At 29.7% G+C, this 22,773-nt stretch carries 21 protein-coding genes; 11 read left to right on the top strand and 10 right to left on the bottom strand.

Annotation, left to right across the window (positions count from 1 at the left end; genetic code table 11):
• Nucleotides 1-45: 45 nt before the first annotated feature.
• The 3 genes from eno (at nucleotide 46) to H0I27_RS13295 (ending at nucleotide 3,778) form a co-directional block, all read left to right on the top strand.
• Nucleotides 46-1,335 (top strand): phosphopyruvate hydratase, encoded by a 1,290-nt coding sequence (gene eno, locus H0I27_RS13305; RefSeq protein ID WP_218731144.1) that lies wholly within the window; start codon nucleotides 46-48, stop codon nucleotides 1,333-1,335.
• Nucleotides 1,336-1,512: 177 nt separating this feature from the next.
• The gene (locus tag H0I27_RS13300) at nucleotides 1,513-2,799 is read left to right on the top strand and encodes a citrate synthase (RefSeq protein ID WP_218731143.1); all 1,287 of its coding nucleotides are present in this window, start codon (nucleotides 1,513-1,515) and stop codon (nucleotides 2,797-2,799) included.
• 64 nt (nucleotides 2,800-2,863) lie between these two features.
• Nucleotides 2,864-3,778 (top strand): dimethylarginine dimethylaminohydrolase family protein, encoded by a 915-nt coding sequence (locus H0I27_RS13295; protein ID WP_218733898.1) that lies wholly within the window; start codon nucleotides 2,864-2,866, stop codon nucleotides 3,776-3,778.
• A gap of 159 nt (nucleotides 3,779-3,937) precedes the next feature.
• Here the strand turns inward: H0I27_RS13295 and H0I27_RS13290 are convergent, their stop codons facing one another.
• From H0I27_RS13290 to H0I27_RS13255, 8 genes are all read right to left on the bottom strand, one after another.
• Entirely contained in the window at nucleotides 3,938-4,633 is a 696-nt protein-coding gene (locus H0I27_RS13290; protein WP_218731142.1) for a DUF4369 domain-containing protein, read from the bottom strand.
• Between the two features lie 39 nt (nucleotides 4,634-4,672).
• Entirely contained in the window at nucleotides 4,673-5,980 is a 1,308-nt protein-coding gene (locus tag H0I27_RS13285) for a DUF819 domain-containing protein (RefSeq protein WP_218731141.1), read from the bottom strand.
• A gap of 2 nt (nucleotides 5,981-5,982) precedes the next feature.
• Nucleotides 5,983-6,657 (bottom strand): DUF2490 domain-containing protein, encoded by a 675-nt coding sequence (locus tag H0I27_RS13280; protein ID WP_218731140.1) that lies wholly within the window; start codon nucleotides 6,655-6,657, stop codon nucleotides 5,983-5,985.
• A 130-nt stretch (nucleotides 6,658-6,787) separates the two neighbouring features.
• Nucleotides 6,788-6,952 carry an Arc family DNA binding domain-containing protein gene (locus tag H0I27_RS13275; RefSeq protein ID WP_068364181.1) on the bottom strand — a complete coding sequence of 55 codons (165 nt, stop codon included), beginning with the start codon at nucleotides 6,950-6,952 and terminating at the stop codon, nucleotides 6,788-6,790.
• A gap of 1 nt (nucleotide 6,953) precedes the next feature.
• Nucleotides 6,954-7,877, bottom strand: coding sequence for a S9 family peptidase (locus H0I27_RS13270; protein ID WP_218731139.1), 924 nt, complete (start codon nucleotides 7,875-7,877; stop codon nucleotides 6,954-6,956).
• A gap of 1 nt (nucleotide 7,878) precedes the next feature.
• The gene (locus tag H0I27_RS13265) at nucleotides 7,879-8,379 is read right to left on the bottom strand and encodes a hypothetical protein (RefSeq protein WP_218731138.1); all 501 of its coding nucleotides are present in this window, start codon (nucleotides 8,377-8,379) and stop codon (nucleotides 7,879-7,881) included.
• A 1-nt stretch (nucleotide 8,380) separates the two neighbouring features.
• Nucleotides 8,381-8,539: a DUF4177 domain-containing protein gene (locus tag H0I27_RS13260; RefSeq protein WP_218731137.1), complete on the bottom strand. Its 159-nt coding sequence runs from the start codon at nucleotides 8,537-8,539 to the stop codon at nucleotides 8,381-8,383.
• An 83-nt stretch (nucleotides 8,540-8,622) separates the two neighbouring features.
• On the bottom strand, nucleotides 8,623-9,483 hold the full coding sequence (locus H0I27_RS13255) for an SPFH domain-containing protein (protein WP_218731136.1): 861 nt from the start codon (nucleotides 9,481-9,483) through the stop codon (nucleotides 8,623-8,625).
• A gap of 122 nt (nucleotides 9,484-9,605) precedes the next feature.
• Here H0I27_RS13255 and H0I27_RS13250 point away from each other — a divergent pair, with 122 nt between their 5' ends.
• From H0I27_RS13250 to H0I27_RS13240, 3 genes are all read left to right on the top strand, one after another.
• Nucleotides 9,606-10,385: a S1/P1 nuclease gene (locus tag H0I27_RS13250; protein WP_218731135.1), complete on the top strand. Its 780-nt coding sequence runs from the start codon at nucleotides 9,606-9,608 to the stop codon at nucleotides 10,383-10,385.
• A gap of 110 nt (nucleotides 10,386-10,495) precedes the next feature.
• Nucleotides 10,496-11,002, top strand: coding sequence for a TlpA disulfide reductase family protein (locus H0I27_RS13245; RefSeq protein ID WP_218731134.1), 507 nt, complete (start codon nucleotides 10,496-10,498; stop codon nucleotides 11,000-11,002).
• 17 nt (nucleotides 11,003-11,019) lie between these two features.
• Nucleotides 11,020-11,625, top strand: a complete 606-nt coding sequence (locus tag H0I27_RS13240; RefSeq protein WP_218731133.1) for a thioredoxin family protein — start codon at nucleotides 11,020-11,022, stop codon at nucleotides 11,623-11,625.
• Between the two features lie 105 nt (nucleotides 11,626-11,730).
• Here the strand turns inward: H0I27_RS13240 and H0I27_RS13235 are convergent, their stop codons facing one another.
• A complete protein-coding gene (locus H0I27_RS13235; protein WP_218731132.1) occupies nucleotides 11,731-12,969 on the bottom strand; it encodes a DEAD/DEAH box helicase in 1,239 nt (412 codons plus the stop codon).
• 623 nt (nucleotides 12,970-13,592) lie between these two features.
• On the opposite strand from H0I27_RS13235, the gene H0I27_RS13230 reads away from it, so the two are divergent.
• Both H0I27_RS13230 and H0I27_RS13225 read left to right on the top strand, forming a co-directional pair.
• Nucleotides 13,593-15,572: a cytochrome c biogenesis protein CcdA gene (locus H0I27_RS13230; protein ID WP_218731131.1), complete on the top strand. Its 1,980-nt coding sequence runs from the start codon at nucleotides 13,593-13,595 to the stop codon at nucleotides 15,570-15,572.
• An 8-nt stretch (nucleotides 15,573-15,580) separates the two neighbouring features.
• Nucleotides 15,581-17,080, top strand: coding sequence for an aminotransferase class V-fold PLP-dependent enzyme (locus tag H0I27_RS13225; RefSeq protein ID WP_218731130.1), 1,500 nt, complete (start codon nucleotides 15,581-15,583; stop codon nucleotides 17,078-17,080).
• 530 nt (nucleotides 17,081-17,610) lie between these two features.
• Here the strand turns inward: H0I27_RS13225 and H0I27_RS13220 are convergent.
• Nucleotides 17,611-18,054, bottom strand: a complete 444-nt coding sequence (locus tag H0I27_RS13220) for an META domain-containing protein (protein WP_218731129.1) — start codon at nucleotides 18,052-18,054, stop codon at nucleotides 17,611-17,613.
• Nucleotides 18,055-18,420: 366 nt separating this feature from the next.
• Here H0I27_RS13220 and H0I27_RS13215 point away from each other — a divergent pair, with 366 nt between their 5' ends.
• From H0I27_RS13215 to fbp, 3 genes are all read left to right on the top strand, one after another.
• Entirely contained in the window at nucleotides 18,421-20,010 is a 1,590-nt protein-coding gene (locus tag H0I27_RS13215) for an FMN-binding glutamate synthase family protein (RefSeq protein WP_218731128.1), read from the top strand.
• 286 nt (nucleotides 20,011-20,296) lie between these two features.
• Complete coding sequence (locus H0I27_RS13210) at nucleotides 20,297-20,725, top strand: GNAT family N-acetyltransferase (RefSeq protein WP_218731127.1); 429 nt, start codon at nucleotides 20,297-20,299, stop codon at nucleotides 20,723-20,725.
• Between the two features lie 856 nt (nucleotides 20,726-21,581).
• A complete protein-coding gene (gene fbp, locus H0I27_RS13205) occupies nucleotides 21,582-22,586 on the top strand; it encodes a class 1 fructose-bisphosphatase (RefSeq protein WP_218731126.1) in 1,005 nt (334 codons plus the stop codon).
• Nucleotides 22,587-22,773 lie beyond the last annotated feature (187 nt).

Here is a 22,773-nt window from a genome sequence, read left to right as displayed (position 1 = left end):
TAGCAGTATAAATAAAAGACATAAATTAATTAAATAATAAATAAAATGAGTATAATAATTAGCGTTCACGCACGTCAAATTTTTGATTCAAGAGGTAATCCAACAGTAGAAGTAGATGTAACTACAGAAAACGGAATTTTAGGTAGAGCAGCAGTTCCATCTGGAGCTTCTACAGGAGAACATGAGGCTGTAGAATTACGTGATGGTGGTAAAGATTACATGGGTAAAGGTGTTTTAAAAGCAGTATCTAATGTAAATAACATTATTGCAGCAGAATTATTAGGTACTTCTGTATTTGAGCAAAATGCAATAGATCAATTAATGATTGATTTAGACGGTACACCAAATAAATCTAAATTAGGAGCAAATGCTATTTTAGGAGTTTCTTTAGCTGCCGCTAAAGCTGCTGCTAATGAGTTAGGGATGCCTTTATATAGATATGTAGGTGGTGTTTCTGCTAATACTTTACCATTACCAATGATGAATATCATTAACGGTGGTTCTCATTCAGATGCTCCGATTGCATTTCAAGAATTTATGATTATGCCAGTTAAAGCGAAAACTTTTACTGAAGCTTTAAAAATGGGTTCTGAAATTTTCCATAACTTAAAGAAAGTTTTACACGATAGAGGTTTATCTACAGCTGTTGGTGATGAAGGAGGATTTGCTCCTAATTTAGCAGGTGGTACTGAAGATGCTTTAGAAACTATTGCTTTAGCTGTTAAAAATGCAGGTTATGTTTTTGGAGAAGAAATTAAAATTGCATTAGACTGTGCTTCTGCAGAGTTTTATGTTGATGGTAAATACGATTATACTAAATTTGAAGGTGAAACTGGAAAAATTAGAACAAGTAAAGAACAAGCAGATTATTTAGCTGAATTAGCTGCTAAATATCCTATCATCTCTATTGAAGATGGAATGGATGAAAATGACTGGGATGGTACAAAATATCTTACTGAATTAATTGGAGATAAAGTTCAATTAGTTGGTGATGATTTATTTGTAACTAATGTAGAACGTTTGGCTAAAGGAATTGAAAATGGAATAGCAAATTCTATTTTAATTAAAGTAAACCAAATTGGTAGTTTAACTGAAACTATTGCAGCTGTAAATATGGCAAAAAATGCAGGTTATACTTCAGTAATGTCTCATAGATCTGGTGAAACAGAAGATAATACTATTGCAGATTTAGCAGTAGCATTAAACTGTGGACAAATTAAAACTGGTTCTGCTTCTCGTTCAGATAGAATGGCAAAATACAACCAATTATTACGTATTGAAGAAGAATTAGGTGCAACTGCTTATTTTCCAGGAGAAAATGCTTTTAACCTTTAAGAGTAACTTTTTTAAATAGATTATAACCTCATAAGAAATTATGAGGTTTTTTTTGCATTATTCTTACATAAGTTACCTTTATTTTAAAATTCTTAAAATCTATTAGTGCACCCTTTTAAAATACTATTAAATTTGGTATCTTCGTCAAACTTAACAATACTAAAAAATCATCAGTAAATGTCAGATACAGCTAAATTACAGATTGGAGATAAAACTTATGAGTTTCCACTTGTAAAGGGTACAGAAAATGAAGTAGCCATAGATATTAAAACCTTAAGAGGTGCAACCAATGGAATTATAACTATAGATCCAGGTTATAAGAACACAGGTTCATGTGAAAGTGCTATTACTTTCTTAGATGGAGAAAAAGGTATTTTACGTTATAGAGGCTATTCTATTGAAGAATTAGCTGAAAAAGCAGATTTTTTAGAAGTATCTTATGCATTAATATTTGGTAATTTACCTACAAAGGCAGAATTAGAAAAATTTCATAATGACATTAGAGATCATTCATTAGTAGATGATGATGTTAGAAAAATATTAGAAGCATTTCCAAAGACAGCACACCCAATGGGAGTATTGTCTTCTTTAACAAGTGCTTTAACTGCATTTAATCCATCTTCAGTTAATATTGAGTCTAGAGAAGATATGTACAACGCTATTGTACGTATTATGGCTAAATTTCCAGTATTAGTGGCTTGGACTATGCGTAAGCAAAAAGGAATGCACTTAAATTATGGACAAAAATCTTTAGGTTACGTAGAGAATTTAATGTTTATGATGTTTAAGCAACCAAATGAAGACTTTGTAATTAACCCTATTGTTAAAGATGCATTAGATAAATTATTAATTTTACATGCAGATCATGAGCAAAACTGTTCTACATCTACAGTAAGAATTGTAGGTTCTTCTCATGCTGGTTTATTTGCTTCTCTTTCTGCAGGAATTTCTGCACTTTGGGGACCATTACATGGTGGAGCAAATCAGGCTGTTTTAGAAATGCTAGAAGGAATTAGAGCTGATGGAGGTGATACTAAAAAGTACATGGCCAAAGCAAAAGATAAAAATGACCCTTTCCGTTTAATGGGATTTGGACATAGAGTTTATAAAAACTTCGATCCTAGAGCTAAAATTATTAAAGCTGCAGCAGATGATGTTTTAAATGATTTAGGAGTTGAAGATCCTATTTTAGATATCGCAAGAAGTTTAGAACAAGAAGCTTTAAATGATCCTTATTTTGTTGAAAGAAAATTATACCCGAATGTAGATTTTTATTCTGGTATTATATATAGAGCTATGGGGATTCCAACAGAAATGTTTACAGTAATGTTTGCTTTAGGACGCTTACCTGGTTGGATTGCTCAGTGGAAAGAAATGCGCCTTAACAAAGAGCCAATAGGTAGACCACGTCAAATATATACAGGTGAAAACTACAGACCTTTTACAGGTATAGAAAAAAGATAAATTTTATTACATTTACAAAATCAAAGCTTCATATTTTATGAAGCTTTTTTTATCTACTTTATATATGTTACAATTAAATATTAAAAACGAAACATCTAAATTAAGAGCTGTTATCTTAGGAACTGCGAAAAGTAATGGAGGAGTGCCAAGGGTAGAAGATTGCTATGATCCTAAAAGTATAGAACATGTTCTAGCCGGAACATATCCTAAAGAATCTGCTATGAACTTAGAAATGGAAGCAGTTGCTGAAATTTTAGAAAAGTATAATGTACAAGTTTTTAGACCAGATATAATTGAAAATTATAATCAAATATTTGCTAGAGATATTGCTTTTGTAATTGAAGATACTTTTATAGAAGCCAATATTCTACCAGACAGAGAAAAAGAATATAAGGCAATAGATAAAGTAATCTCACAAATAGATCCTTCTAAAGTGGTTGTTTTACCCAAAGAGTGTCATGTTGAAGGTGGTGATGTAATGCCATGGAATGAATATATTTTTGTTGGTACCTATTCTGGAAGTGATTATGCAGATTATATTACAGCGCGTACAAATATGGACGCGGTAATTGCGCTACAAGAATTATTTCCTCATAAAAAAGTAAAGTCTTTTGAGTTAAGAAAATCGAATACCAATGCAAAGGATAATGCGTTGCATTTAGATTGCTGTTTTCAACCAATAGGAAAAGACAAGGCTATTCTTTTTAAAAACGGTTTTTTAATAGAAAGAGAATATGAATGGTTGGTAGATTTCTTTGGAAAGGAAAATGTTTTTGAAATTACAAATGAAGAAATGTATAACATGAATAGTAATATTTTTTCAATTTCTGAAGAAGTTATTATTTCTGAAAAAAACTTTACAAGATTAAATACTTGGCTTAGAGAAAATGGTTTTACTGTAGAGGAAGTTGCTTATTCTGAAATATCGAAGCAAGAAGGGTTACTTAGATGTTCTACATTGCCTTTAATAAGAGATTAAGACATTACTTTGTAACTGTTTCTAATTGTGGTATAAAGTTTAATTATATAAGTTTGAAATGTGTCGACAATAATTAAATATTAGTTTTTTACTTTTTTAAACATAAAAAAAACGAGCAATTTGCTCGTTTTTTTTTATTTAATAGAAGAAATATTTTAACTATTTTTCCTTGATAGAAATTAAGTATTCTTGAAAACGTTTTCCATAATCAGAGTTTTTTACTTTATCTGATAAAGAATTATTTACTGTATCTAACATTTTTAGACTAGCATCATACATTTCTGTTAAACCAATATAAGGTGCAACTTCATAGTCTGCATTTGTAAGTGCAAAATTAGTAGTAAATAAAACTCTTCTTTTTGAAATATTTTGATAGTCTTTTTCTAATTGTGTAATTAATTCTTGATCGTTTGCTTTTTTAGCATCAAAATCTTTTTTGATAAATTCTAATCGCTGATCTTGAAATTTACTTTTAATTTTATTATACTTATCTAAAATTTCTTGATTTTTAGATCCTGTTATTTCTGGAGTATATCCAAACTTTTCTACATTATCGTTAATGGTAATAATTCCTTTTTCACCAAAAAATAAAATTCTTTTATCACTTGTATTTCCGTCAAATGTTAAATAATATAATACAGGAGATTCCACATTATCCGTTAAAGTAAATTTATCGCTACCTAGCAATTTTACTGAATCTACAGATACTAATAGTGTATCTTTCATTTTTTGAAGGTATAGAGTCCCTTTCTTAAGACCTTTAATTTTCCCTTGCACAGTCATATTTCCTTCTTTTTTATAAGAACATGCTGTAATTAAAATTGATAGGACTAAAAGCGTAATAATTTTCTTCATAAATCTATATTTTTCGTGTGCAAATATGCTCATTTTTATTTAAAGTGTTGCTGATAATTCCATTAAAATGGTACATAAAATAGCACCAATTGTTCCTATGGCATATCCAAAAACAGCTAATAAAACACCAACAGTAGCTAAAGAAGGGTGAAATGCTTGCGCTACAATTGGGGCAGAAGCTGCACCTCCAACATTTGCTTGACTACCAAGTGCTAGAAAGAAATAAGGAGCTTTTATTAATTTGGCAACGAATACTAATAATCCAGCATGAATAGACATCCAAACAAGACCAATGGCAATTAATCCTACATTGTCAAAAATCATTGCTAAATCCATTTTCATACCAATTGTAGCAACCAAAATGTAAATAAATACACTTCCAATTTTACTAGCTCCTGCGCCTTCGTAATTTTTTGCTTTTGTAAAAGATAAGATAACTGCAATAACTGTAGAAATACTAATCAACCAAAAGAAACTAGAACCTAAGAAAGTAAAGATGTTTCTCCAAGTTTCAGATTCGATACCAGCAACTAATTCACCGAAAAAAGAACTTAAATATTCTGCTGTAAAATGACCTAAACCTACCGTACCGAAAGCTATGGCAAGAATTATCATAAAGTCTGTTACAGAAGGATTCCTTTTTACTTTCTTAGCAAATAAAGAAACTTTATCTTTTAAATCTTCTATGGCAGAAGTATCTGCACCTAACCATTTGTCTATTTTGTCTTTTTTACCAATTCCTATTAATAGAATAGCCATCCAAACATTAGCAACTACAATATCTACAAACACCATTCCTCCATATTTTGCAGGGTTATATTTATAAATTTCTAACATGGCAGTTTGGTTTGCTCCACCACCAATCCAACTTCCTGCAAGTGTAGATAAACCACGCCAAACAGCATCAAAATCAGATCCACCAACCGTTTCTGGAGAGAAGATTGAAATTAACAAAATAGCTATGGGTCCTCCAATAATAATACCTACAGTACCTGTAAAAAACATTATTAATGCTTTAGAACCTAGGTTAAAAATAGCCTTTAAATCGATGCTTAATGTCATTAAAACTAAGGCTGCAGGTAATAAAAATCGACTAGAAATATAATACAATTGCGATTTACCTGTTACAATTTCACCTGCCGTATTTAAGGTTTCCCATTCTGGGGATATAATGCCAGCAGTAGTAAAAATAGCAGGAATAAAATATGCCATAAATAAACCTGGTACAATCTTGTAAAATTTATGCCAGAAACCACTTTTTATATTTTCCGTATAGAAAACGAAACCGAGTGATAACATTAAGATTCCAAAAACGATTGCATCATTTGTAAAAGTGGGTGTTGTCATATTTAAATTGTTTTTTTTGTAAAGTCTGTTTTTAAGATAATTCCTACTTGTAACCGATGAAGGTCACTATTTGAAAATTTTGTGTAAAAGTAACCTAATTTTAGTTTTAGATTATCATCGATTTTTTTAAGAATGCCTGCACCCGTTCTATTTTGGCTGTAAGCTTTAGTTGCAAATTTTATAAAAAGCTCGCTAAAAGTATAGGTTTCCCAATTTTTAGAAATAGGATAGTTTAAAAACAAACCATATCGTATTCTATGTGCTATCTCATTTGTTGCGTTTCTTCTTTTAAATCTTTGGGCTAACCGTACACGATGTTTTACCCTAATTTTATTCCAATTATCTTTAATGTTTAGATCTTGATAAAAACGGTATTCATACAAATCTGCAGCATCCTTTTTATAAGATTTGTCTGTTATGGAGTATACACTACCGCCTGTAACGTTAATTTTGTCATTAAAAGCATAATTGAGTCCTATTCTATAAATTTCTTGTTGATATTCTGTTGCTAATTCATAATATCTAAAATGGGCACTGGTTGTAAGTTTTATATTTTTAGTAAGTTTATGAGAACCATTGTACATATACCAAGTACCTAATTTGCTTTCAGCGGAAGATTGTGCATTTACTTGAAAACAGTAAAGTATTAAACAGATAATTTGTATTTTGTTTTTCATAAATTAATTAGATCTAAGAAAATAAATTTTAATCAAGTAGGCAATATACAAAATACTAAACGCTCAATAAAAATTGAGCGTCTATTTTTAAAATTTATGTTGTTTTCTAATTGCTTGGAATAAGCTTAATTTATTCTTCTTTTTTCTTTGGTTCTCTTTTAGCTTCCTTTAGTGCTTGCATAAGCATCCATTCTATCTGTCCGTTTGTAGAACGAAATTCATCTGCAGCCCATTTTTCAATAGCTTTTATCATGTCTTCATTAACTCGCAACGCGAATGCTTTTTTCTTTGCCATGTTATTTTTTTATAAATAAACTAATGGTTTTTATTAGTTTATTTGAGATTTGGTATTCAGAAGAATAGTAAGATTTTATATTATCTTCCTCTTTTTGAATGTCTTTTAAAACATGATTCATGTTTTCTATAATTACTAATTTAGAGTTAGTATTTGCTGCATGTAATATTTTAGCATCTTCTATGGTTACTTGTAAATCTTTATCTCCATTAATAATTAAAACAGGAATCTTTAATTTTTTAATCTCGATTTTAGGGTTCAACTGCATCCAATCGTATAAAAAAGCCTGATTTGGTTTGCCAAATATGCTCATTAAAAACGGATGAACAGTTTCTATCTTACCTTTTACTCTTAAAGTGTCAAATTGTTTCCTGGCCGCAAGACCTAAAGGAGCATTGTTTTTTGTAATTTGTTTTATAATAGTTTCATCTATCTGCTCTCCTGAGCCAGCAATAGATATATATTGGTCGACTTCTTTAGCAGCCATCATTGCAATTAATGAACCTTGACTGTGGCCAACTAAAATAATTTTAGAAAAACGGTTTTCATTTTTAAAATGTGTAATTACTTTTTCTGCATCTAGTGTGAAATCTGTAATTTTTGTATGTGCTAATAACTTGCTATTATTCTTGTTAGCTGTTCTTTTATCATAACTAAAAAAAGCAATATTTTCTTTATTGATGGAATCTCTAAACTGTTTAATATAGTTTGCTTTTACGTTTTGTGCAGGCTGATTTCCGTTTCTGTCTACGGGGCCAGAACCATGAATCCAAATTATTAAAGGTGTTTTTTCTTCTATAAAAGTTAAGGTTCCTGGAAGCTCTATTTCTCCATTTTTTATTAAAATTTCTTCAGTTTTTAACTGCGCAGAAGAAGTTAAGGTTCCTAAGGTTAAGATTATGAGGTAAGTAATAAAACGAATCATATTAATTTATTTTTAAATTATAAGTTTCTAAAACTCTTTTAGCTTCTTCTTTTTTTTGAGTACCAATTAATAATTTTTTACCATTCTTAAATATAAGTTGAATGCCAATATCACCAGAAACATTTACGGCTTTTTCTTTTCCTTTATTAAAAAAGAAGCCACCTCTTAATCCCCAACCACCAAATTCACTTATAGGATAATACGTTCTAACATATGCTTTAGAAATTGTACTCCAAGGAATTGTTTTTACCTTAAAATGCAAAGGAAAAAACTGGTAATGGATTCCTTTTTCATCAATTCTTGTTGTTAATTTAAAGAAGAAAATTAATGAAATTGATAATACAATAACTCCAATTGTAATTAAAAACTCTTGTGTAGATAACGTTGTATCTGTTTTTAAGTATTTTTTTATCATCATTGTAATAGGTACAATGGAAGCTATAATTAATACTAAAATTAACCAAGTTTGTCTAAAGTTTTGCTCTTCTTTAAAAATTTTCATTTTATCTGTTTTTGTCTCGTTCAAAGATTACAGAGTTCCAGCCTTGAGGTATTTCTTTATAAGTCCAACCTTCTCTAGCATATTGATTTAATAAATCTTCAAAATTTTGAACTCGATTTCTAAGACCTAGTTTTAGCTCTACTATTTTATATTCTTTCATGTTTTTTTATTTAGTTACAAAGTTTTAAAAAATTAAGGTTTTTTATTTTCGAAATTTTATTCTTTCTAACTCCTAATTCAGTGTTAATGACTCAAGGTTCCTGCATTTACAACAGGAGAGGCTTCTTTATCTCCACACAAAATAACCAATAAATTACTTACCATTGCAGCTTTGCGTTCATCATCTAGCTCCACAATTTGTTTTCTACTTAATTCGTTTAAAGCCATTTCTACCATTTCCACAGCACCTTGTACAATTTTATGTCTTGCAGCTACAATAGCAGTTGCTTGTTGTCTTTTTAACATTGCAGAAGCAATTTCATTAGCATAGGCTAAATACCCAATTCTTGCTTCTAAAACTTCAATACCTGCAATTGTTAAACGTTCATCAATTTCTTTTTCTAAAGCTTCAGAAACTTCGTTAACACTAGAGCGTAAGGTAATGTCTTCGTCATGACCTTCGTCTGCAAAATTATCATACGGATACATACTTGCTAATTTTCTAACGGCAGCATCTGTTTGTACTCGTACAAAGTTTTCGTAATTATCAACATCAAAAGCAGCTTTATACGTATCTGTAACTCTCCAAACCAAAATGGTAGAAATCATTACTGGATTCCCTAATTTGTCATTTACTTTTAAACGTTCAGAATCGAAATTACTAGCTCTTAAAGAAATTGTTTTTTTCTTATAAAGAGGATTTGCCCAATACAATCCATTCGCTTTAATAGTTCCTACATATTTACCAAATAGTAAAATTACTTTAGAAGTATTTGGGTTTACTAAAATAAATCCGAAGAAACCAATAAAGCCAATTAGACTAACAAGAGCATACACAATTGTTTCTTGCATTGCACACAATACAATTCCGCCAATAAATAATAGTAATACGATTAATAACATTAAATAACCGTTTGCTGGTTTAATAATTTTTTCTGCTTTCATATGAGTTGTTTTATAATGATATTAAAATGATATCGTAAAGATATAGTATTATTTTTAAGATTTACAAATTTGGTGAAGAATAATTTTATAAATTTGTTGAAACATAATTTTAAAAATACAAAATGAAGATTAAAGTACTTTTTATACTATCGATATTTTTATTCTCAAATTTTTCAGCAGAAGAAACCGTTTTTTGGGGACCAACAGGACATAGAACTACAGGGAAAATTGCTGAGAAACATTTATCAAACAAAGCCAAAAGAAAAATTGATAAACTCTTAAAAGGACAAAGTTTAGCTTTTGTATCCACCTTTGGTGATGAAATAAAATCTGAGAAAAAATACAATGAATTTTATTCTTGGCATTATGTAAATATGGGATTAGATGAAAAGTATGCAGATGCAGAAAAAAATCCGGCAGGAGATATGGTTACTGGTATCTATAAATGTATAGAGGTTTTAAAGGATGAAAATAGTTCTGAGGAAGATAAAGTTTTCTATTTAAAAATGTTGGTTCATTTAGTAGGAGATTTACACCAACCAATGCATGTTGGTCAAAGAGAAGACAAAGGAGGGAATACTATACAGCTTCAATGGTTTGGTAAGGGTACAAATTTACACTCGGTTTGGGATTCTAAAATAATAGAAGAATACAACATGAGTTATATAGAATTGGCTGAAAATGCAAAAGATTTGTCAAAAGCAGAAATTAAAGCTATTGAAAAAGGAACTGTTGTAGATTGGGTAGATGAAGTTCATGAGGTTACAAAGGAGGTTTATAAATCTGTAAAGGTTGGCGAGAATTTAAAATACAGGTATTCTTATGATCATTTAGGAACTGTAAGAACTCAATTGCAAAAAGGAGGAATTCGTTTGGCTAAAATTTTAAACGAAATTTTCTAACAGAAAAATAGATTAGTAATAGAGCCTCATAAACTTAGTTTTATGAGGCTTTTTTGTTAAGGATTAGTTAATTGTTTTTTAGTGATATATCTTCTTTGTAATTTTATAAAATGTTTAAAAACGGTTTTTATTCTTTGCTATTTTTGTCCCTTTTATTTTCCTGTAAAAAAGGAGAAGTAAAAGAAGTATCACAAAAAGTAAGCTCAGTAAAGTCTTATACATACAATGAATTGAAACCTTTGTTAGAAAAAAATGATGGTAAAACATACGTTGTTAATTTTTGGGCAACTTGGTGTGCTCCTTGTGTAAAAGAATTACCGGCATTTGAAAAATTAAACAAAGAATACGCAGCTAAAAATGTAGAAGTTATTTTGGTGAGTTTAGACTTTCCGAAGCAGGTAGATAAAAGATTGATTCCATTTATCAATAAACATAATTTACAGTCTAAAGTTGTTTTATTAAATGATATAAATGAAGATGTTTGGATAAAAGCGATAGACTCTACTTGGTCTGGAGCCATACCAGCTACATTAATTTACAATGCAAACGGAAGAACGTTTTATGAGCAATCTTTCGATTATGAAGAACTAGAAACAGAGTTAAAAACTATTTTATAAACAAACAAAGTAAAGATATGAAATTTACAAAATCAATTTTACTAGTATTTGTAGTTCTTGTGGCAAGTGCCTTTACGATAAAAACAGCAGATGGTTACCAAGTAGGTGACACTATAGAAGATTTTAAATTAATAAATATTGATGATAAGTTGGTTTCTCTATCAGATTATTCTAATGCAAAAGGATTTGTAATCATTTTTACGTGTAATACGTGTCCGTATTCTGTGGCTAATGAAGATAGAATAATTGCTTTAGATTTGAAATATAAGAAATTAGGTTACCCTGTAATTGCTATTAATCCGAATGATCCAAAAGCATCTAAAGGAGATAGTTTAGAAGATATGAAGGTTAGGGCAGAAGAGAAGGGTTTTTCGTTTCCTTATTTATTAGATGAAGGACAAAAAGTATATCCAAAATTTGGAGCAACTAAAACACCTCATGTATTTGTGGTAAGCAAGCCAGGTATGAAAGTAGAATATATTGGTGCAGTAGATAATAATTCTAGAGATGCAGATGCAGTGTCTGAGAAATATGTAGAAAATGTTGTAGATGCTTTATTATCTGGAAAAAAGCCTATAAAAACAAACACTAGAGCAATTGGTTGCTCAATAAAAGTATTATAAGAGAAATGATTTAGATGATTAATTGAACTTTTTCCTCTATTTAATAAAAACCCCAAGTTTTCACTTGGGGTTTTTTATGCTGTAATTTTAAAAAGTTAGCTAAGTTTAATACCAGCGTTTTTTATTTTTCTTAGAAGCTTCAGACTTTCTTCCTTTATTATGTTTACTAACCGTATTAGGTTGTTTTTTTCTATGTTTTGGTGGCGCAATAGGGTAAGGATGTTCTGCGATTACTTTAATTGGCTTTTCTATTAACGTTTCAATTAATTTAATATAAGCATTTTCATCTGGAGAACAGAAAGAAAAAGCAATTCCAGATTTACCAGCTCTACCAGTTCTACCAATTCTATGAATATATGTTTCTGGTATGTTAGGAATATCAAAATTAATAATGGCATCTACATTTGTAATGTCAATTCCACGTGCAGCAACATCTGTCGCAATTAAAATATTTGCTTTTTTGTCTTTAAAATCTTCAATTGCTTTGTTACGTATTGCTTGGGTTTTATCACCATGAATACTTGTAACTTTGTAGCCGTTTTTAAGTAACGATTCTTCTAATTTGTCTACACCAAATTTGGTACGTCTAAAAATAATTATTTTCCCGTTTATGGTGTTTCTTAACAAATGCAAGCACAAATCGGTTTTGTTTTTCTTTGGAAGATAATACAATAACTGACCGATATTTTTTGCGGTAGTTTCTTCTGGGTTTATTTCAATCTTAATAGGGCTTTTTAAAATCCTTTTAGCCAATTCATCTATTTTTTCTGGAATTGTTGCAGAAAAAAGTAATGTTTGTTTTTGCTTAGGACATAATGCTTCTATTTTTTTAACATCGGCAATAAAGCCCATGTCTAACATTAAATCTGCTTCATCTAAAACAAAAATTTCAATAGCACTTAAATCGATGTTTCCTTGTAATTGTAAATCAATTAATCTACCAGGAGTTGCAACCAAAACATCTACACCTTCGCCTAATATTTCTTTTTGAGGTTCTAAAGATACACCTCCAAAAACAGCAGTAGTTTTTAAATCGGTGTATTTGCTGTAGCTTACAAAATTTTCTAAAATTTGTATTGCTAACTCACGGGTTGGTGTTATAATTAATGATTTTATCTTCTTTTTAGCTTTTTCATCTTCTACTTTTTTATCTAATAAAAGTTGAATAATAGGCAGTGCAAAAGCAGCAGTTTTTCCGGTACCTGTTTGTGCAGAAACAATTACGTTTTTTTTAGCTAAAACTAAAGGGATTGCTTTTTCTTGTACTTGGGTTGGTCTATGAAATCGCTCTTCAGCAACTGCTTTTAAGATGGATTTATGTAAAGGTAATTCAGAAAACTGCATTGATTATTTTTTATGCAAAGATAGTTTAATTGTATCAATGCTTTTTGCATTTATAAAATTTTGAAAAAAGAACACTTTTTTAACGTATATAAATGAATTAAGCATAAAAGAGATTAGTATCTTAAAGGTGTTTATGTTAGTATAAGTTTAATATTGAAGAGAGAAGTTGATTACGATGATACATATATTTTTAGTTTAACACGGTGTTATTCTTAATTTTGCTAAGTATATGTGTGGTATTATTAAGCTAAGATTTGCATACAATTTAATTCTAATTCAGATAAAGTTGATATCTTAGTAGCTGTTTAACTAAAAGAATATTAGAAAAATAGTACAACGTGAATTCACTTTAAAAGGTTTGAAAAAAAAGGAAGTCAAATTATTAAAAAGAATATAAGCAGCAGACGAGTTTAAATCTTTTTATATAGATTTATTAGAAGTGTTTTACAAGGAAAATTATAATATAATTAACCTATAATACTTTGTAGACATGCTTAGAAATATTAATATTGGTGCTTTAAAAAAAAGGTGCTTACTATTTATATAAACGTAATTAGTTAGGCATTATTATTCTCCTTTAACTTAAAAGTTTTAAAAATACAACTGATACCAAATAGAAATAGATGAAGAATATAATTTTAATTTTATTATTAACACTTGGGTTTGCATCCCACGCTCAGGTTTTTGAACCTGTAAAATGGACTGCTTCTGTAGAAAAAGTATCAGAAACAGAATACAATCTTGTAGCAAAGGCAAGTATAGATAGAGGTTGGCATTTATACTCTCAAAATGTACCAGAAGATGGACCAATACCCACCTCATTTAGTTTCGAAGAAAATGAAGGTTATTCTTTAATAGGTAATGTTGAAGAAGAAGAGGGACATACGATAGATGACCCTGTTTTTAATATGGTCATTAAGTTTTTTGAAGACAGTGCAACTTTTAAACAAAAAATAAAAATTACAAGTACAGAACTTACTGCAATAATAGGAGAAGTAGAGTTTATGGTTTGTGATGATAGTAAGTGTCTTCCGCCTACCTATATAGATTTAGAATTTAATTTTAATAATACAGCTGCTACAAAAGAAATTTCAGTTGCAAGTGTAACATCAGAAAAAGAAAGTGTTTTAAAAAGCACAACAGCTAATACACCAAGTGAAGACAATAATCAAAGAGGTTTAATTTCAATCTTTTTAATTGCCTTTATATCTGGTTTTGCAGCATTGTTAACACCTTGTGTGTTCCCAATGATACCTATGACGGTGAGCTTTTTTACAAAACAAAGTAAAACAAAGGCTGCAGGAATTAAAAATGCCATTATTTACGGACTTTCAATTATTGTAATTTACGTTTTATTAGGAGTTTTGGTTAGTCTACTATTTGGAGCAGATGCATTAAATGCACTTTCTACCAATGTGTGGTTTAATGTTATCTTCTTTATTCTATTATTGGTTTTTGCAGCTTCCTTTTTAGGAGCTTTCGAAATTATGTTACCAAATTCTTGGGCAAATAAAGTAGATTCTCAAGCAGATAGAGGTGGTTTAATAGGTATCTTTTTTATGGCTTTGGCATTGGCTATTGTGTCCTTTTCTTGTACAGGCCCTATTGTTGGTACTTTATTAGTAGAGGCTGCAGCTGGTGGAAGTCAAATAGGTCCAATAGTGGGCATGTTAGGTTTTTCTTTAGCAATTGCTTTACCATTTGCATTATTTGCTGCGTTTCCTGGTTGGTTAAATTCTTTGCCAAAATCGGGAGGTTGGTTAAACACTGTAAAAGTAGTTTTAGGATTCTTAGAACTTGCGTTGGCTTTCAAATTCTTATCGAATGCAGATTTAGTTCTTCAGTTACATTGGTTAGAAAGAGAAGTATTTATAGCTATTTGGATTGCAGTTTTTGGAGGGTTAACTTTATATCTTTTCGGAAAAATACAATTACCACATGATTCTCCGATAAAACATATTTCTGTAGGTAGATTAGGTTTGGGATTATTTTCATTAACTTTTACATTGTATATGTTACCAGGTTTATGGGGAGCACCTTTAAATTTAATAAGTGCTTTTCCTCCACCACAGCATTATAGCGAATCTCCTTACGGTGTAGGATATATGAAACTAGGTTCTGGAGATGCTTCTCAAATAGAAATTCCTGATGGAGCACATTTAATGCCCCCACATAATATTTTATCATTTAACGACTATGATAAAGGTTTGGCTTATGCTAAAAAGGTAGGGAAGCCAGTAATGATGGATTTTACAGGTCATGCTTGTGTAAACTGTAGAAAAATGGAGCAAAATGTTTGGGTGCAACCAAATATTTTAAAAATGCTTAAAAATGACGTAATTTTAATTTCTTTATATGTTGATGATAAAAGAAAGTTAGAGGATGATGAAGTGGTAGAAAGTAAATTAAGACCTGGTAAAAAACTAAAGTATATTGGCCAGAAATGGAGTGAAATGCAAACCATTAAATATAAGACCAATACGCAACCTTTTTATGTTTTAATGAATCATGATGAAGAAGATTTAAATGCGCCAGTAGGATATACGCCTAATAGTGATGATTATTATAATTGGATGAAAGAAGGTATTAAAAAATTTAAATAATTTTAATTATGATTTCAGTAAATAAAAACAACATAGTAAAATCTGATTTAGAAAATTATTTCAATCAGTTTAAAGTAAATATTGTTGGTATTAATCAGACTTTTCAATCTCCTTATGGAGAACAAAAATTAATTTATACAGATTGGACCGCAAGCGGAAGATTATACCGTCCAATTGAAGAAAAGTTAATAAATGAGTTTGGTCCTTTTATAGCAAATACACATACAGAAACATCAACTTCTGGTGCAGCTATGACCTTAGCATATCATGAAGCTAGAAGCATTATTAAACGTCATGTTAATGCAAATGATAATGATGTTTTAATTACTTCTGGTACAGGAATGACGGGTGTTGTTAACAAATTTCAAAGAATTTTAGGATTAAAAGTTTCAGAAAATTTAAAAGAGCATACTCATATTCCAGATGAAATTAGACCTATTGTTTTTGTATCTCACATGGAGCATCATTCTAACCATACTTCTTGGATAGAAACAATTGCAGATGTTGAGGTAGTACCTTGTAATGATGAAGGTTTGTTATGTGTAAAGAAATTTGAAGAATGTATTAAGAAATACGAACATAGAAAAATAAAGATTGCTTCTATAACTGCCTGTTCTAATGTTACAGGAATTAAAACGGCGTATCATGAAGTTGCAAAACTAATACATAAATACAATGGACTCTGTTTTGTAGATTTTGCTTGTTGTGCTCCTTATGTAGATATAAATATGCACCCAGAAAATGAAGACGAACAGTTAGATGCCATCTTCTTTTCTCCTCATAAGTTTTTAGGAGGCCCAGGAACTTCTGGAGTTTTGGTTTTTAATAAGAAATTGTATAAAAATGTGGTGCCAGATAACCCGGGTGGAGGTACGGTAAGTTATACAAACCCATGGGGACAACATGATTATTTTGTAGATGTAGAAACAAGAGAAGATGGTGGAACACCAGGTTTTATGCAGGCCATAAAAATTGCACTTTCTATTCAGCTGAAAGACCAAATGGGCGTTGTAAATATTAAGAAAAGGGAGGATGAAATTAATGCCGTAGTATTTGAAACTTTAGAAAGTCTTTCGGGAGTAAAAATATTAGCACCAAACCATAAAGACCGATTAAGTATTTTTTCTTTTTATTTTGAAAAACATCACTTTAATATGGTTGTAAAAATTTTAAATGATAGATTCGGAATTCAAACTAGAGGAGGTTGTTCTTGTGCAGGAACTTACGGACATTTTTTATTAAATGTAGATCAAGCAACATCTAATAGAATTAAAGATGAAATTTTACTTGGCTGCAGTACGGATAAACCGGGTTGGATTCGCTTGTCAATTCATCCAACAATTACATCAGAAGAGTTAAGCTTTATTTGTAATTCTTTAAAAGAACTGTCAGAAAACATTGAAGAATGGTCTAAAGATTATAAGTATGATACTCTTAAAAATGATTTTTTACACAAGAATGTTCTGCCTATAGAAAAAGAGTTGGTAAAGAAATGGTTTTCATTATAAAATTATTAGTTTAAAGAAAGGTGTTTCAGCTTTAAAACTTAATACGATTAATTACTTTACGTTAGGTTTTCTTTATTTCTAAGAATGTAAAAAGGGATTGTAGTAATACAATCCCTTTCTTTTTTATGTGTAAGATTAAATTTTTCTAATTGGTAAATCCCATCTTGATCAGGATTCAAATTTTTATAATATTTTATTCTATCTGTCCATTCTCTTTCTTCAAGTGGGAAAACATTGTTTTCGGTTGCCCAATCATTCCATTTTTGTTCTAATTCAATTACTTTATCAGAAAGTTTTCCACGAACTAGTTTCCAGTGGTCTGATATAATGGCGCAACTTTGTTGATGTTGAAAAAAATGATCACATTTATTTTTAGTCTTTATTTTCTAATACAATTACTAAACTAGCTCTTTCAAATTGAGCTATGTTTTTTTGATTGAATGATTCAGGATAATCAATACCTGCAAGGTCTAAACAAGTTGGTGAAATATCAATAATATTCAGAATAAAGTAATGTATGAATATTTATTTTATTCAATAGCTTCAAAAACAGCCAAAGGAGCCTTTCTACCAACGTTTAATGATAGAATGTTATCCTTAATTGTGTAGTTGTCTGCTACTTCAAATATTTTTAATAATTCAGATTCATTAACAGCTGCATCTGGACACATTTTTAAAGTTGTTAGCATTTTTTTGAATTCAATTCTATTACCTTCTTTTAAAATAAATTCTCCAGAAATTGTATTACAACCTGTAAAACCCGTAATACTGTTTGTATCTGTATTTAAAGTGATAAAAATTTCACGTTCTAGGTTATCTGCTTTGGTTACCTCTTGTCCTTCTAGAGTTTTAAGTTGCCAATGTTTTTCTGTAATAGAATTTGTTAAAGAATCCTTGTTTTTTTTCTTATCAGAATTACAACTTATAGTTATCATTGCTATCATTGTAAATACTATTATTAATTTAGTTTTCATAATTTTTCCTTTTTATTAGAATATAAATATAGTTTTGGTTCGTGTAATAGCGAACCGAATTAATGTAAAGTATTGTTAAAGTTTTTTTTGAATTAGAATAAATGGCATCTAAATTTATAAACTTTTAAATTTTGTCATTCTAAGAAAGGTTATTTTTATTGGTGGAATCAATAGAAACTAATACTTGTTTAGGCATTAGATGTTACTTATTTTTCAGGTTTAATAAAAACTAGATTTATACTCGGTTAACACTGTTTTTTTTAGAGAAATATAATTCATAGATTTACAAATTAATCTTGTGGTTAAATTAGATTCAATTAAAATTATTTCTCAAAGTAAACTTTTTCAACAAAATAAATTTATCTTATGAAAGTTCGTGAATATTTTATAATCATTTCTATTCTTATAACAGCAGCTGTTATTGTTATCGCTCAATTTTGGTTTCCAATTGTTTGGGCTTTCTTATTGATTGGACCGCTAATTATTTTGGGACTTTTTGATGTTTTTCAAACAAAGCATACTATTAGACGTAATTTTCCATTATTAGGTAGGTTTAGATATATTTTGGAGTCTGTAAGACCAGAAATTATGCAGTATTTTGTAGAAACAGATACTGAAGGGAGGCCATTAAACCGAATTTTAAGATCTTTAGTTTATAGAAGAGCAAAGGGAGAAAATGATACTGAACCTTTTGGAACTCAGATGGATTTGTACCATTCTGGTTATGAGTGGTTAGAGCATTCTATGTATGCGAAAAATAATCCAAAAGAAATTGAAGAATTTCCAAGATTATTAATTGGCGGTAAAGACTGTAAACAACCTTATTCTTCTAGTTTACTTAATATTTCTGCCATGAGTTTTGGTTCTTTAAGTAAAAATGCTGTTTTGGCATTAAATAAAGGAGCAAAAATGGGGAATTTTGCACACAATACTGGTGAGGGAGCTATTAGTCAATACCACTTAGAACATGGAGGAGATTTAATTTGGCAAGTTGGTACTGGATATTTTGGTTGTAGAAATGAAGACGGTACTTTTAATGAAACAACTTTTAAAGAAAATGCCATTAAACCATCGGTTAAAATGATAGAAATTAAACTATCACAAGGTGCTAAACCTGGTCATGGTGGAATTTTACCAGCTTCAAAAAATACAGAAGAAATTGCAAAAATAAGACACGTAAAACCAGGTATTGCGGTGCATTCTCCACCTTCTCATTCTGCTTTTTCTAACCCAATTGAGTTTATGCATTTTATTAAAAGGTTAAGAGAGCTTTCTGATGGAAAACCAATTGGTTTTAAATTATGTTTAGGAAGAAAACAAGAGTTTATGGATTTTTGTGAAGCGATGATTTTTACAGGAATACAACCAGATTTTATTACTGTTGATGGTGGAGAAGGAGGAACTGGTGCAGCGCCTGTAGAATTTTCTAATTCAATGGGAATGCCATTGCGTGAAGGTTTAATTTTTGTGCACGATACGCTTGTTGGTTTTGGATTAAGAAAAGATATTAAAGTAATTGTAGCAGGGAAAATCATTTCAGGTTTTCATATGGCTAGAGCAATTTCTTTAGGTGCAGATGGCTGTAATAGTGCTCGTGCAATGATGCTTGCAATTGGTTGTATTCAAGCGCTACAGTGTAATTCTAATACCTGCCCTGTTGGGGTAGCAACTCAAAATAAATCTTTAGTTAAAGGTTTGGTTGTAGAGGATAAAGCGCCAAGAGCAAAAAGATATCACGACGCTACTATTCATAGTTTTTTAGAATTGGTGGCAGCTGCAGGTTTAAATGATCCTAGTGAGTTAACAAGAGATCACATTAGTAAAAGAGTAGGTTTATATAATGTAAAAACTTACGAAGAAATTTATCCTTATTTAAAAGAAGGATGTTTGCTAGATATTAGTACGATTCCTTTAGATTATAAAAAATTCTTTCATCTTACAAGAGTTATGAGTTAGATAAACAAAAGCGTAGTATAAAGGTGATGTTTTCTAATTAGAAAGTATCACCTTTTTTTATTTACAATGTGATAAAAATTCTTACCTATTAATATTTTAGAAACTCTTTTTTTTTGTAATTTACCCTGTTTGTTGCTTTAATTTATTTCTATAAGCTAAGTAAAGAGGGCTAGAAATAGTGTCTTTTGTAAAAATCTAAATAGATAACTTAGTAGCTAACATTAACGATTTTTTTTATCTAAATTTAGGCTTTGTAAATAAGGAATTAAAATAAAATTTTATTGTGATGAAAATTTATAAGCTAGAAACAGTAAATGACCATATTTTAAAAGCATTTATAAAGTTAATCCCACAACTTAGCACTAGTTGTATTTTACCTAATCAAAAAGATTTGGAAGATATTGTTAGCTCTGGTAATACGATGCTTTTTATAGCAGAAGAAAACAATAATATAATAGGGACACTAACACTTGTTTTTAATAAAATACCTACTGGTAATAAAGTTTGGATAGAAGATGTTGTGGTTGATAATGCCGCAAGAGGTAAAGGAGTTGGAGAGAAACTGACTCAATTTGCTATAGAATTTACCGCCAATAAAGGTATTAAAAGTATCAATTTAACATCGAGTCCAGAAAGAATTGCTGCCAATAAATTATATCAGAAATTAGGTTTTATCAAAAGAGAAACAAATGTTTATAGACTAACAATAGAATAGTTTTTTGAGTATCGTTGAGCAGCAATAAGCAAAGAAAGGTTTAACTTGTGTTGCTAGAACAATATCCCATCATCATCATCAGAATAGCCGCAACTATTTTTAGAATAGCATTTTCTAAACCTTATTTTTTCTACTTACGTGAAAACTTAGAATAGCCTTAAAACGTTGTAGGCATATAGGTTTATACTTCTTTTAAATTGCCTGTGTATTTATATTAAAGGAACGTTTATAGTCTTTATTATCTATTTCTATAATTTTAGGATTTACATGCTAAAATAGAACATCTTAATTCCAATGAATTAATGATAAAAAAAAGAATAACCTGTTAAATGTTTTGAATATTTTAAAGTATCTACTTCTTTTAGCTAGGTGAAAATGGAAATGAAAGGTAGAATTAGATATAAAGTATCTAGTTTGTCTTTATAAGTGTTATTTATATGAATTAATACTTTTCTTACTTTTATTGTTAAAATATTATCCCAAAAGTAAAATGATATTTTGTAAGTTACACAATTATAGTAATAGTATCTTCAGTGCTATAATTTAATTTTAACATGATAAAATTTAATAATCAGATGGGGATCTCTTAAAATGATGCTTTTGTAATTTTAATTAAGTGTTGATGTTTATATTAGATACAAAAATACGGATTTTGAATATTTAATTTGGTTAGAGCTATAAATATCTTTGTGAAGTCAATTTTATTAGATATTATAATAATAGGAAAGCTTTCATCAGAAGTAAAAAAAATAATGCTTTTAAAAAATAGCGTTGTTAAAATATCTGAATGAAAAAATGAAAGTGCTTTTGGTACTTCATTCATAATGAAATCAAACTTAACTAAATAAAAATTAAAATGGATAGTAGAAAAAGAACGTTTGGAGAGTTTATTGTTGAAAATCAATCCTCTTTTGCGTATTCAAGCGGAGAATTATCTAGTCTGCTAAATGCAATAAGGTTAGCTGCAAAAACAGTTAATCATAAAGTAAACCAAGCGGGTTTAGTTGATTTATTTGGTAATTCTGGAGACGTAAATATACAAGGAGAGCAACAACAAAAATTAGATGTCTATGCCAATAATATTTTTATACAAGCTTTAAAGAATAGAGACATTGTTTGTGGAATTGTTTCTGAAGAAGATGATGAGTTTATACCTGTAGAAGGTTTAGATGCACAAAATAATAGCAAATATGTGGTTTTAATGGATCCTTTAGACGGTTCATCTAATATAGACGTAAATGTATCTGTAGGTACAATTTTCTCTATTTATAGAAGAATTACACCAATAGGAACCGCTGTTAAAAAAGAAGATTTTTTACAACCAGGAATTAACCAGGTTGCTGCAGGTTATATTATTTATGGTACCTCTACAATGTTAGTTTTAACAACAGGTAATGGAGTAGATGGTTTTACATTAAACCCAGCAATTGGTTCTTTTTATCTTTCGCATCCTAACATGAAATTTCCTGAAGACGGAAATGTGTATTCTGTAAATGAAGGTAGTTATATCCATTTTCCGCAAGCGGTAAAAAACTACATAAAATTTTGCCAGAGTCATGAAAATGGAAAAGTATATTCTGCTAGGTATATTGGTTCTATGGTTTCAGATTTTCATAGAAATATGATTAAAGGAGGTATTTATATGTATCCAAATAGTACTATAAATGAAGACGGAAAATTAAGATTATTGTATGAGTGTAATCCTATTGCTTTTATTGCGGAACAGGCAGGTGGTAGAGCTATAGATTTTAATGGTACAAGAATTTTAGAATTAAAACCAACAGACATTCACGAAAGAGTTCCTTTTTTCTGCGGAAGTCCAAAAATGGTAGACAAGTTAGAGGTGTTTATGAATGAATAGGTTCTATGTTTAGAAGTCGTTTGTTTTTATAAATTCATTTAAAAAAGGTGTCTTTATCGAAAATTTAATATAACTAGCTTTAAAATTTTAAGAAAATGGAGTTAATTAATTATTGCAATTAATCAACTCCATTTTTTAATTAACCTTAGATAGTGTTGCTCTTATCTTAAAACAGAAAAAACAAAAG

Source organism: Polaribacter sp. HaHaR_3_91 (assembly GCF_019278525.1).
Lineage (GTDB): Bacteria > Bacteroidota > Bacteroidia > Flavobacteriales > Flavobacteriaceae > Polaribacter.
This window is presented reverse-complemented; position numbering and strand designations above follow the sequence as displayed.